11 protein-coding genes are annotated in these 12,014 nt (G+C 74.1%); 5 read left to right on the plus strand and 6 right to left on the minus strand.

Annotated elements, in window-relative coordinates:
- Nucleotides 1-118: 118 nt before the first annotated feature.
- Nucleotides 119-451, minus strand: a complete 333-nt coding sequence (locus KME75_RS35250) for a WhiB family transcriptional regulator (protein ID WP_308283377.1) — start codon at nucleotides 449-451, stop codon at nucleotides 119-121.
- A gap of 166 nt (nucleotides 452-617) precedes the next feature.
- Between KME75_RS35250 and KME75_RS35255 the strand changes: the two genes are divergently transcribed.
- Nucleotides 618-1,391 (plus strand): site-2 protease family protein, encoded by a 774-nt coding sequence (locus KME75_RS35255; protein ID WP_219419277.1) that lies wholly within the window; start codon nucleotides 618-620, stop codon nucleotides 1,389-1,391.
- Between the two features lie 84 nt (nucleotides 1,392-1,475).
- On the opposite strand, the gene KME75_RS35260 is transcribed toward KME75_RS35255, so the two are convergent.
- From KME75_RS35260 to KME75_RS35275, 4 genes are all read right to left on the minus strand, one after another.
- On the minus strand, nucleotides 1,476-2,027 hold the full coding sequence (locus KME75_RS35260) for an NUDIX hydrolase (RefSeq protein ID WP_219419278.1): 552 nt from the start codon (nucleotides 2,025-2,027) through the stop codon (nucleotides 1,476-1,478).
- Nucleotides 2,021-3,385: a coenzyme F420-0:L-glutamate ligase gene (locus KME75_RS35265; protein ID WP_219419279.1), complete on the minus strand. Its 1,365-nt coding sequence runs from the start codon at nucleotides 3,383-3,385 to the stop codon at nucleotides 2,021-2,023. The genes KME75_RS35260 and KME75_RS35265 overlap by 7 nt, the downstream gene beginning before the upstream one ends.
- The gene (gene cofD, locus KME75_RS35270) at nucleotides 3,382-4,371 is read right to left on the minus strand and encodes a 2-phospho-L-lactate transferase (RefSeq protein ID WP_219419280.1); all 990 of its coding nucleotides are present in this window, start codon (nucleotides 4,369-4,371) and stop codon (nucleotides 3,382-3,384) included. Before cofD ends, KME75_RS35265 begins: the two co-directional genes overlap by 4 nt.
- Nucleotides 4,372-4,448: 77 nt before the next feature.
- Nucleotides 4,449-5,561 carry an epoxide hydrolase family protein gene (locus KME75_RS35275; RefSeq protein WP_219419281.1) on the minus strand — a complete coding sequence of 371 codons (1,113 nt, stop codon included), beginning with the start codon at nucleotides 5,559-5,561 and terminating at the stop codon, nucleotides 4,449-4,451.
- An 82-nt stretch (nucleotides 5,562-5,643) separates the two neighbouring features.
- On the opposite strand from KME75_RS35275, the gene KME75_RS35280 reads away from it, so the two are divergent.
- A complete protein-coding gene (locus KME75_RS35280; RefSeq protein ID WP_219419282.1) occupies nucleotides 5,644-6,291 on the plus strand; it encodes a TetR/AcrR family transcriptional regulator in 648 nt (215 codons plus the stop codon).
- A gap of 25 nt (nucleotides 6,292-6,316) precedes the next feature.
- Nucleotides 6,317-7,582, plus strand: a complete 1,266-nt coding sequence (locus KME75_RS35285; RefSeq protein WP_219419283.1) for an alpha-amylase family glycosyl hydrolase — start codon at nucleotides 6,317-6,319, stop codon at nucleotides 7,580-7,582.
- Nucleotides 7,583-7,664: 82 nt separating this feature from the next.
- Here KME75_RS35285 and KME75_RS35290 read toward each other — a convergent pair whose 3' ends face one another.
- Nucleotides 7,665-8,678 (minus strand): LacI family DNA-binding transcriptional regulator, encoded by a 1,014-nt coding sequence (locus KME75_RS35290; protein ID WP_246633464.1) that lies wholly within the window; start codon nucleotides 8,676-8,678, stop codon nucleotides 7,665-7,667.
- Between the two features lie 189 nt (nucleotides 8,679-8,867).
- Here KME75_RS35290 and KME75_RS35295 point away from each other — a divergent pair, with 189 nt between their 5' ends.
- On the plus strand, nucleotides 8,868-10,748 hold the full coding sequence (locus KME75_RS35295) for a glycoside hydrolase family 127 protein (protein ID WP_219419284.1): 1,881 nt from the start codon (nucleotides 8,868-8,870) through the stop codon (nucleotides 10,746-10,748).
- A 23-nt stretch (nucleotides 10,749-10,771) separates the two neighbouring features.
- Entirely contained in the window at nucleotides 10,772-11,941 is a 1,170-nt protein-coding gene (locus KME75_RS35300) for an ABC transporter substrate-binding protein (protein ID WP_219419285.1), read from the plus strand.
- Nucleotides 11,942-12,014 lie beyond the last annotated feature (73 nt).

A 12,014-nucleotide genomic window follows, 5' to 3' on the forward strand; every position in this document is an offset into this window, starting at 1 on the left:
GTCGACGGCGGCGAGCGCTGACGATCGGCGCCCGTGCGCCCCGTCTCGGCCGATGCCCCCCGTCGACGGGGCGCACGGGCCGAATTCGGGCGCACGGAGCGCGAAGGGTGCGCCGCCGTCAGACCGCCGCGCGGCGCAGCCTGCGCCGCTCACGCTCCGACAGCCCACCCCAGATCCCGAAGCGCTCGTCATGGGCGAGCGCGTACTCCAGGCACTCGGCACGGACCTCGCACCCCGAGCAGATGCGCTTGGCCTCCCGCGTGGAGCCGCCCTTCTCGGGGAAGAACGCCTCCGGGTCGGTCTGGGCGCACAGGGCGCGCTCCTGCCAGTCCTGCTCCTCGTTGTCGTCGTCCTCGATCGAGACGACCGCGTCCCCGAACGGGTCGGTGGTCGGGAACGGAACTCCCGCCGTCGTCTCGATCAGCTCCATCGCGGCTGTGATCACCTTCACTCGCCCACCTCCCCGCACCCGGCGAATGGCTGCACCTGAGGATCTGACCCCTCCGGAAATGACAGCACTGTAAGTACAGCGCTGTGGGTCCGGCGTTTGCAAGCCGGGGCTGCCAACCGGGTGACGCAGTCCACCCGGTCGGTCCCCCGGTCAGCACAATGGTCGAATGCAGGGCGTGTCGAACCGGGTGAGTCCGTGGTTTCTGGTGCTCGTGGCGGTGACCGTGGGTGGTGGCGTCCTCGCCGTCCTCGGCACGCCCAGCGCCCCGACCGGGGGCATATCCGTGCTGCTCACGGCGGGGGTGGTGCTCGTCGTGCTCGGCGGCTGGGCGGTCTCGCTGTGCCTGCACGAGTTCGGGCACGCCGCGGTCGCCTACCGCGGCGGCGACCACTCGGTGCGAGCGAAGGGCTACCTGACGCTCGACATCCGCCGCTACACCGACGTCGGGCTGTCGTTCGTGCTCCCGATCCTGATCCTCCTCATCGGGGGCATCCCACTGCCCGGCGGCGCGGTGTGGATCAACCACGGCGCCATCCGCTCGCGTGGCGTGCGAAGCCTGGTGTCGTTCGCCGGGCCGGCCGCCAACCTCTTGATCGGCGCCGTGCTCACGGCGGCCGTCGCGCTCGTGCCGATGCCGGCGGGACTCGCCGTGGGGCTCTCGGCGCTGGCGTTCGTCCAGGTGATCGCGTTCGTGCTCAACATCCTGCCGGTGCCGGGACTCGACGGCTTCGGCGTGCTCGAGCCCTACCTCCCGATGCCCGCCCGCCGGCTCGCCGCGCAGGTGCGCCCGTGGGCCCCGATCGTGCTGTTCCTGCTGATCATCGGGCTACCCGGGGCGTCACGGCTGTTCTTCCAGGCCGGCGGGACCGTGTTCGGGGCGATCGGCGGGAACTTCGAAGCGGCGCTCGTGGGGTACGACCTGTTGCTGTTCTGGCAGTAACCGCTCCGGGCGACTCGCCGGTCGGGAACGGGCGACTCGCGGAGATGTACGCGAGTCGTCCGGTTCTGACACGCGAGTCGCCGGCTACCCGACGGGGGCGAGCCGCCTGCGCGTGGCGGCCGCCATCGCGGGCACCGTGTCAGTGTCGCCGGGCAGCGCGTCGAGCGGCCACCAGCGCAGGTCGTCGGACTCGTCGCTGATCCGCGGCACCGCCCCGGCGGGCGCCCGCACCAGGAACCGGACGTCCAGGTGCCGCGTGGGAACGCCGAGCGAGCACGTGATCGGGTGGACGTCGACGTGCAGCGGCTCGGGGTCGATCACCAGGCCGTCGATGCCCGACTCCTCGGTGGCCTCCCGCAGGGCGGCGTCGCGCAGCGAGGCGTCGCCGGGCTCGCAGTGCCCCCCGAGCTGGATCCATCGACCGACCCTCGGGTGCAGCGTGAGCAGGGTGCGCTCGCCCGCCGCGTCGAGCACCAGTGCCGACGCCGTGAGGTGGCCGGGCACGCACGAGCGCGAGCAGCCGTCCTCCGGGCGGGCGTCGAGGAAGGCGAGCAGCGCGTGCCGCAACCCCTCCTGACCCGGCTCCGGCGCGCGCCAGGCCCGCAGCTCGGCGGCGGCGACGGCAGGGGCTACCACTCGACCAGCCCCGTGGCCGGGTCGCGCGGCGCGCGGGGCTGCAGCGGCTCGGCCGGGACGCCGACCGCCACCGCGCCGAGCGGCTGCCAGTCGGGCGGCAGTTTCATGACCCGGCGCACGACGTCCGGCGCGAAGATCGTGGACCCCACCCAGCACGAACCGAGCCCCTCGGCGGCCAGCGCCACCAGCAGCGACTGGACAGCGGCACCACCCGCGACGGTGAACATCGTGCGCTCGCCGACGCGGCGGGCGTCGTCGCGGTAGATGTGCATTCCCTCGCCGGTGCGGAAGGCCAGCACCAGCTCCGGGGCCCGGCGCAGCAGGTCGCCGCGGCGCATCCGGCGCTCCACCTCGTCGGCAGGGCGCCCGTCGGCCTCCAGGTGCTCCCGCCAGCGCGCGGCCAGCGCGTCGAGCAGGGCCGTGCGCCGCTCCGGGGTGCGGACCCGGACGAACCGGATCGGCGTGCTGTGGTGCGGCGCGGGCGCGGTGAGCGCGACGCCCACCGCGCGCCGCAGCGCGGCCGCGTCGACGGGCGCGTCAGCGAACTCGCGGGTGCTGCGCCGCAGCAGCACGGCCTCCCGGTGGCCCTGCTCACGGCCCTGCGCGATCGCCTCGTCGGTGCCGAGCCAGAACATGTCCTCGTCGAGCGGGCGGACAAGGTCGCGGGCGCTCGAGCCGTCGTCGACTGGCCGCATGCCGCGCACCACCGCCACCGGCACCCCACCGAGCTTGCCCTTCACCAGGTCGGCGGCCGCGGCCAGCTCGTCGGCCATCGCGACCTCGGTGACGTGCAGCTCGTTGCCCTCGGCGTCGGCCGAACCCGCGTACCGGTGCAGCACCGACAACCCGGCGGAGCCGATCGCGACGTCGGTCTGCCCGACCCGCCAGGACCGCCCCATGGTGTCGGTGACGACCACCGCGACGTCGACGCCCAGCCGCCGGGCCAGGTCGGCGCGCAGCCGGGACGCGCTGGCGTCGGGATCCTGCGGCAGCAGTGCCAGCTCGTCACGCCGGACGTTCGAGCCGTCGATCCCGGCGGCGGCCTGCACGATGCCGAGCTTGCCCGCGACGATCAGGGTGCGGCCGCGGCGCGCGAGCACCCGCTCGGTCTCGGCGTCGACCAGCTCGCGGCGCAGCGCGTCGCGCTCATCCGGGTCGACCGGCGCCGCGACGAGCCGCCCCTCGACCTTCGAGAACACCTTCGAGGTGACCACGACGACGTCGCCGTCGGCCAGCCACGGCGCGGCGGCGGCGAGCGCGCCGCCGAGGTCGTCGCCGGGCCGGAACTCCGGCAGCCCACGCACGGGGCGGACGGTGATCGCGTCGGGGGCCCCGTGGTCGGCGACGGATCCGGTCACGCGGGCACCCCGGCCAGCTCCAGGGCCCGCCGGGCCATCTCGGCCGTGGCATCGACGTCGGCCATCAGCAGCGGCACCAACCGCACGTCGACACCGGGCACCTCGGCCGTGTCGCCGGTGTGCACGAGCCAGCCGTCGAGCAGTCCCCCCTCCGACCGGGCGCCGTAGTGCCTCCCCACCGCCTCCGCCGTGGTCTCGACGCCGATCGCGGTGAGGCAGGCGTCGGCCATCCCGCGCAGCGGCCTGCCGCCGACGATCGGCGAGAGCCCCACGACCTTCGCCGGGGTGTCGCGCAGGGCGTCGCGCACGCCGGGCACGTCGAGCAGGGCCCCGATGCTCACCACCGGGTTGGACGGCGCGAGCAGCACAGCGTCGGCCCCGGCGATCGCCTCACGCGCGGCAGGTAGGACGTTCGCCTGGTCGGCGCCGATCGACGCGAAGTCGTGGACGGCGGGCTCGGCCTTGTGCCGCACCCACCACTCCTGGAAGTGGATCGCCTTGCGCGCCTTCGGGCCGGTCTCCGGGTCGTCGACCACCACGTGGGTCTCGACGCGGTCGTCGGTGACGGGCAGCAGCGTGACCCCGGGCCGCCACCGATGGCACAGCGCGGCGACCACGTCGGAGAGCGGGTAGCCCGCCCGCAGCATCCGCGTGCGGACGAGGTGGGTGGCGATGTCGCGGTCGCCGAGCGCGAACCACGTGGGGTCGGCGTCGTAGGCGGCCAGCTCGTCGCGCACCGTCCAGGTCTCCCCGGCGCGCCCCCACCCGCGCTCGGGGTCGATCCCGCCGCCGAGGGTGTATAGGCAGGTGTCGAGGTCGGGGGTGATGCGCAGCCCGTGCATCCACACGTCGTCGCCGACGTTGACGACGGCCGTGACCTCGTGCTCCGACTCCCCCGGGCCCACCGGCGGCAGGCCGAGCGCAGCCTTCACCCCGAGCAGGAAGCGGGCCCCACCGACACCGCCGACCAGCACCGTGACTCTCACCTGCGCGAGCCTACGTCCGGGGACCGACGGAAAAGCGCCGGGCCGGGGCTCCGCCCGGTCCGGCGCTCCGCCCATCGTCAGTCCAGCATCGCGAAGAACTGCCGGATGTCGCCGACGAGCGCGCCGGGCGCCTCGTGCGCGGCATAGTGCCCGCCGACGTCGTAGGAGTTCCAGCTCACGATGTTCTTGTGGTCGCGCTCGGCGAACGGGCGGATCGCGTGGAAGTCGTTCGCGAACATCGCGAGCGCGGTGGGCGTGGTGGTGGGGTCGCTCGTCTGCTCCCCGGCGTGTGCGTCCTCGTAGTAGAAGCGGATCGCCGACCCGGCCGTCCCGGTGAGCCAGTGGATCGCGACGTTCGCGAGGACGAAGTCGGCGTCCAGGGTGTCGGCGAACAGCTGCGCGTTCCACCCGAGCAGGCCCACCGGCGAGTCGGCGAGCGCGTACGCGATCGTCTGCGGCTGCTGGCTGTGCAGGACGTTGAACGCGAACTTGTTGTCCAGGAACCACTGCAGGTGCGCGAGCGCGGCGTGGTCGGCCTCGGTGAGCTCCGCGAACTCCGCCGGGTCGCCGGACGGGAACGAGAACAGCTGCGTGACGTGCACGCCGACGACGTGTTCCCCGTCGACCCGGCCGATCTCGGGGGAGACCAGCGAGCCGGCGTCGTTGCCGACCGCGCCGTACCGCTCGTATCCGAGCCGGGCCATCAGCTCGGCCCACGCACGCGCCGTGCGGTACCGGTTCCAGCCCGTGCTGCGCGTCGGGCCGGAGAAGCCGGACCCGGGCAGCGACGGGATCACCAGGTGGAACGCCGGGTCGTCGGCCGACTCCGGTTCGGTGAGCGGGGCGATGACGTCGAGGTACTCCATCACCGTGCCGGGCCAGCCGTGGGTGAGGACCAGCGGCGTGGCGTCCGGCCGGGACGAGCGGACGTGCAGGAAGTGGATGTCCTCGCCGTCGATCGCGGTGACGAACTGCGGGTGGGCGTTCAGCCGGGCCTCGACGGCCCGCCAGTCGAAGCCGTCCAGCCAGTACGCGGCCAGCTCCCGCACCCGGCCGGCCGGTACGCCGTAGGCGTCGCCGACGCCGGGCAGCTCGTCCGGCCAGAGGGCGCGGCGCAGCCGGTCGTGCAGGTCGTCGAGCTGCGCCTGCGGGATCTCGACGCGGAACGGGCGGATCGCGGTGACGGTCATGTCCACTCCTTTGGAACGGAACGTTTTGTTCTGCCTGAAGACTAGCAGAGCAGAACGATCCGTTCCAGTGTTAGTTTCGGGCATGCCCACCGAGACCCCCGGCCTTCCGGGACGCCGCCGGCAGGCGGCCCAGAACGACGGCGCGATCCTCGACGCCGCCCGCGAGGTGTTCCTCGCGGACCCCAAGGCGCCGATCGCCGCCGTCGCCAAGCGCGCAGGCGTCGGGATCAGCGCGCTCTACCGGCGCTACCCGGCGAAAGAGGACCTGCTGCGCACCCTCTGCCAGGAGGGCCTGCACCGCTACATCGCCGAGGCGGAGGCCGCGCTCGCCGAGCCCGACCCGTGGGACGCGCTCGCGGGCTTCCTCCGGCGCGTCGTCGAGGCCGACGTCCACTCCCTGACCGTGCACCTGGCCGGCACGTTTCCCCCGGACGCCGAGCTGGGGCGGGCCGCCGCCCGGGCCGACGAGCTGGCCACGGAGCTGGTCGGACGCGCAGCGGCGGCCGGGCGGCTGCGGCCCGAGGTGGTCGTCCAGGACGTCGGGCTGGCGCTCGAGGCCTGCGCCGCCGTGCGCGTCCCGGATCCGGAGCGCACGCGCGACCTGCGCAGGCGCGTGCTGGCCGCGCTGCTCGCCGGCCTGACGGGGGACGCCGCCGCCCGCCCCCCGCTGCCCGGCCCGCCGCCGCAACCGGGCGAGCTGAGCTGGAGGTGGCGGCAGTCAGCGGAGTGATCGACCCCGGCGTACCGTCGCACCCGTGCCGGAGCTCACCACCGCCACCGAGCCGGACTGGGTCGAGCACGCGATCTGGTGGCACGTGTACCCGCTGGGGTTCGTCGGCGCCGAGCCCGCCGCCGACGGGCACCCGACGGCCCATCGGCTGCAGCGGATCGTCGACTGGCTCGACTACGCGGTGGAGCTCGGCGCGTCCGGGCTGGCCCTCGGCCCGGTCTTCGCCTCCGAGACGCACGGCTACGACACCGTCGACCACTACCGGATCGATCCCCGTCTCGGCGACGCCGACGACTTCGCCGCGCTGCTCGACGCCGCGCACGCCCGCGGCCTGCGGGTGCTGCTCGACGGCGTGTTCAACCACGTCGGACGCGGCTTCCGGGCGCCCGACGAGAGCTGGTACCGGCGGGTCGACGGCGACTACGCCACGTTCGAGGGCCACGGCGGCCTCGTCGCGCTCGACCACGACGAGCCGGCCGTCGCCGACCACGTCGTGGACGTGATGTGCCACTGGCTCGCCGCCGGCGCCGACGGGTGGCGCCTCGACGCCGCCTACGCCGTGCCGCCGGAGTTCTGGGCGCGCGTGCTCCCCCGCGTCCTCGCCGCCCATCCCGACGCCTACGTCGTGGGCGAGGTCATCCACGGCGACTACGCCGCGACCGTCCGCGACTCCGGGATGCACGCCGTCACGCAGTACGAGCTGTGGAAGGCGATCTGGAGCAGCATCAACGACGGCAACTTCTACGAGCTGGCCTGGGCCCTGGAACGGCACGACGAGCTCCTCGACACGTTCGTACCGCTCACGTTCGTCGGCAACCACGACGTGACGCGCATCGCCAGCGCGATCACCGACGACCGGCACCTACCGCACGCGCTCGCGGTGCTGTTCACCGTCGCCGGCACGCCGTCGGTGTACTACGGCGACGAGCAGGCCTTCCGGGGGGTCAAGGAGCACCGCGCGGGCGGCGACGACGCCGTCCGCCCCGCCTTCCCCGCCGACCGCGCCGAGCTGGCCCCGTTCGGGTGGCCCACCTACCACGTGCACCAGGAGCTGATCGGCCTGCGCCGGCGCCACCCGTGGCTGCACCGGGCCCGCACCCGGCAGCTGCAGCTGACGAACACCGCCCTGGTGCTCGAGGCGAGCGAGGGCGAGCACCGGCTGGTCGTGGCGCTCAACATCGGCGACGACCCACTCGACCACGACGGCCCGGGCGAGGTGCTCGCCGGCCACGCGGACGTGCGGGACGGCGGCGTGACCGTGCCGCCGCACGAGTGGGCCGTGCTCGGGTAGCGCGGGGAGCGGCGTAGGCCCCGCCGCGAGGGTTCCTCACGCACCCCTTCTCCGCCGACGCTCCCCGCCCGCGACGCGCGGGTCAGTCGGCCAGGGTGGAGCCCCGCACCACCAGCCGGGTGGGCAGCTCCACCGTGCCGCGGTGGGGTCGCCCTGCCACCGCGTCGAGCAGCATCCGCGCGGCGGTGCGGCCCAGCTCCTCGAGTTCCATGTCGAGCGTGGTGAGGGGCGGCCGGGACGCGAGCGCCATCACGTCCCAGTTGTCGAAGCCGGTCACGGCCACGTCCTGCGGAACACTGCGGCCGAGCTCGCGCAGCCGGTCGCACACGCCGCGGGCGATCTGGTCGCTGCCGCAGCAGATCGCGTCGACCTCGTGGGCCGAGCGCAGCAGCAGGTCGACGGCGTTGCGGCCCCACCGCTCGCTCCACTCACCGTGCAGCACGGGGCCCCGGAACGCCGGCCCGGCCGACTCGACGGCGGCCGCGGCCCGTTCGGCGGCGCTGCGGTGCCGCTGCGGTCCCGTGACGTGCGCGATCGCGGTGCGCCCGATGCCCAGCAGATGCTCGACGGCCGCCGTGGCCCCGCCGCGGTCGTCGCACACCACCGAGGCGTCGGCGGGATCGGTGGAGGCGCTGAAGGCGTAGACGACCGGGATCGGCACCGAGATCGGCGGGCGGGACTCGGTGCGCCGGCCGGTGACGATGATCCCGTCGACCCGCCGGGCCAGCAGCGTGCGCACGTAGTGCCGCTCGCGCAGCGGGTCGTCGCGGGTGTCGCACAGCAGCAGCGCCATCTCGCCGGCGCTCAGCGCGTCCTCGGCGCCCAGCATGATCGGGATGCTGAAGCGGCCGGAACTGTCGGTGGTGACCAGCCCGACCGTGTAGCTCCGCCCCGACGACAGCGCGCGGCCGCGCCCGTCCGGGGTGAACCCGAGCTGCTCGGCGGCCCGGCGCACGCGCTCGCGGGTCTCGGCGCGCAGCTGGCCGGTGTCGTTGAGCGCCTTCGACGCGGTGCCGGGCGAGACGCCGGCGAGCGCCGCGACGTCGGTGATCCGCACGATCGCCGGGCCCGATCGGCTGACAGGACTGCTGGTCAAGCCGCGACAGCTCCTTTCCGCGAGTTCCGGATCAGCCGAGCGTACTACGCGGTAGCGGCGGCTGCGCTCCCTATACCCGCAGCGCAGGCCTTGACCGGATCAGGCGACAGGCCCTACCGTCCCATCCGGAAAACGAATTCCGTCGTTTCCGTTGACCCGAGTACGACTCCTCACCTGCACTGGAGCGGCATGACGGCCACCTCGGCACGCACCACGGACACCGGCAGCGCTGATGCGAGCTCCGCAAGCTCCGCTCGGCGACCCGCCGACCCCACCCCCGCCGCACGTGTGACGCTGCGGCCGCTCGGCCTCGGTGAGGCGCGCATCGCGGGCGGCTTCTGGGCTCCGCGCCAGCACGTCAACGCCACCGCCGCCATCACGCAGGGCCGGGCCCGCCTGGAGGAGGCCGGCAACCTCGAGAACCTGCGGATCGCCGCCGGGGTGAGCAGCGGCGAGCCGGTCGGGCCGATCTTCGCCGACTCCGACGTCCACAAGTGGCTCGAGGCGGTGGCCTGGGAGTACGACAGGCGCCCCAGCGAGGAGCTGCTGGAGATGCAGCGCGAGGTCACCGCGCTCGTCGCGGCCGCGCAGGCCGATGACGGCTACCTCAACTCCGTGGTGCAGGTGCGCCACCGCGACCGGGGCCGCTACTTCGACCTCCCGTGGAGCCACGAGCACTACTGCGCGGGCCACCTCATCCAGGCCGCCGTCGCGCAGGTGCGCTGCACCGGCGACACCGCCCTGCTCGACGTCGCCGTCAAGCTGGCCGACCACCTCGCCGAGACGTTCGGGGAGGACCGGCGCCACGACGTCGACGGCCACCCGGTGATCGAGAGCGCGCTCGTGGAGCTGCACCGCGAGACCGGGGTGGCCCGCTACCTCGAGCTCGCCCGCTACTTCGTGGAGGCCCGCGGCCACGGGCTGATGGAGAGCTACGGCAAGGAGCCCACCTACTTCTCCGACCGCGTGCCGGTGCGGGAAGCCACGACCGTGGAGGGGCACGCCGTCCGCGCGGTCTACCTCGCCGCGGGCGCGGCCGACGTGGCCGTCGAGCTCGGCGACGACGCGCTGCTGCAGGCGCTGCGCACCCAGTTCGACCACATGCTCGCGACCAAGGCCTATGTCACCGGCGGCCTCGGCTCCCGGTGGGACTGGGAGGCCTTCGGCGACCCGTACGAGCTCCCGGCCGACCGCGCCTACGCGGAGACGTGCGCGGCGATCGGCGGCGTGCAGTGGGCGTGGCGGATGCTGCTCGCCACCGGCGACGCCCGCTACGCCGACGCGATCGAGCGGATGCTGTTCAACGGGTTCCTGGCCGGGATCTCGCTGTCGGGCACCGAGTACTTCTACGTCAACCCGCTGCAGCTGCGCGCCGACGCGCACCCGGACGAGAACCGCTCACCCGCCCACGGCAGGCGCGGCTGGTTCGCCTGCGCCTGCTGCCCGCCCAACGTCATGCGCACGCTCGCGAGCCTCGACGGCTACCTCGCCACCCGCGACGACAGCGGTGTTCAGCTGCACCAGTACGCCCCGGGCACCGTCACGGCCGACGGCATCGCGCTCACCGTCGAGACCGAGTACCCGTGGGACGGGCGCGTGCGGGTCGGCGTCGACGCCGCGCCGGGGCCCTTCACGCTCGCGCTGCGCGTCCCCGCCTGGGCCGAGGGCGCCACCGTCACCGCGGGCGGCGCCACCCGGCCCGCCGAGCCCGGGTACGTCCGCGTCGACGCGACCGCAGGTGACGTCGTCGAGCTGCACCTGCCGATGGCGGTCCGCACGACCACGGCGCACCCCCGCGTCGACGCCGTCCGCGGCTGCGTCGCGCTCGAGCGCGGCCCGCTGGTTTACGCCGCCGAGCAGGCCGACCACCGCGTCCCGGTGGACGACCTGCACATCGACGCCGACGCGCGCGCCGGGGCCACGCACCGGCCGGACCTGCTCGGTGGCGTCACGGTCGTGACGGCCCGCGGCTCGTCGGGCGAAGAGGAGCTCGACTTGACCCTCGTCCCGTACTTCGCGTGGGCCAACCGGGGCGCCGGGCCGATGCGCGTGTGGATCCCGCGGGCCTGACCCGAGCTTCCGAGGAGAGGACGATGACGACCTCACGCCGCGGTTTCCTGACCCTCGCGGGCCTCGGGGCGCTGGCCGCCGCGCTGCCCGCGTGCAGTTCGGTGCTGCCGGAGCCGGACACGACCGTGCCCGGCTTCGGCACCTCGGCCACCGGCACCGTGCGCGTCTGGTGCCGCTCGGCCACCCAGAACGGGCTGACCGGCCTGGTGGAGCGGTTCAACGCCGCGCAGGACCGGCTCACCGTGGAGCTGACCCCGATACCCGACGGCCAGTACGTCACGAAGCTCGCCACCGCGATCCGCGGCCGGGACGTGCCCGACCTCGTCGACATCGACGACATCAACTCCCTGCTGTTCGTCTTCCGCGACGCGTTCACCGACCTCACCGAACTCATCGCCGAGCTCGGGTACGCCGACACGCTCAGCCCGGGGCACCTCGCGCTCGCGACCGTCGACGGGCGGCGGTACGGCGTGCCGTACCTGGCGGACAACTCCGCGCTGTTCTGCAACACGCGGCTGTTCGAGCAGGCGGGCCTGGACGTCGACGAGGCCACCACCGACCTCGACGCGCTGCTCGGCGCGGCCCGGCGGATCACGGCGCTCGGCGGTGACGTCCGCGGCTGGACCTTCCCGGGCAACGCCACGGGTGCGCTCGGGTTCACCGTTCAGCCGCTCGTCTGGGCCGCGGACACCGACCTCATCCGCGGCGAGGTCGGCAGCCAGACCGGCAACGTCGCCGGCAACGAGGCCGTCGCCCGGACGCTCGAGTTCCACCGGGCGCTATGGGTGGACGAGCTCGTCCCGCCCGAGAACTTCGCCGACGACGCCTCGCGCTGGGCCGCCGACTACAAGGCGGGCCGGATCGGGATGATCCCCGCCAACTACAGCGCGACGACGTCAGACGCCGATCCCGCGCTGGTGGCCGCCACGACCGTCCGGCTGCTGCCCGGCCCCACCGGCGGCCGGGCGTTCTTCGACGGCGGCGACAACATGTGCATCCCGCGCGGCGCGGCGAACGCGTCCGGGGCGTGGGAGTTCGTGAAGTACGCGCTGGACCTCTCGCAGCAGTCCGCGCTCCCGGAGGGCGGCTACACGCCGGTGCGGTCCGACGTCGCGACCCCGGAGTTCGCGGCCGCGTACCCGCTAGAGCGTGTCCCTTGGATCATGGGACGGGGTCGCGGAGCCAGATCCTGATCGAGGCGACGTCGATGGTTCCGCGGAACATGTAGTCGCGCTTGTCGTAGCGGGTGGCGACCGCGCGGTGGCC

The sequence above is a fragment of the Pseudonocardia nigra genome, from assembly GCF_019396355.1.
GTDB classification, from domain to species: domain Bacteria; phylum Actinomycetota; class Actinomycetes; order Mycobacteriales; family Pseudonocardiaceae; genus Pseudonocardia; species Pseudonocardia nigra.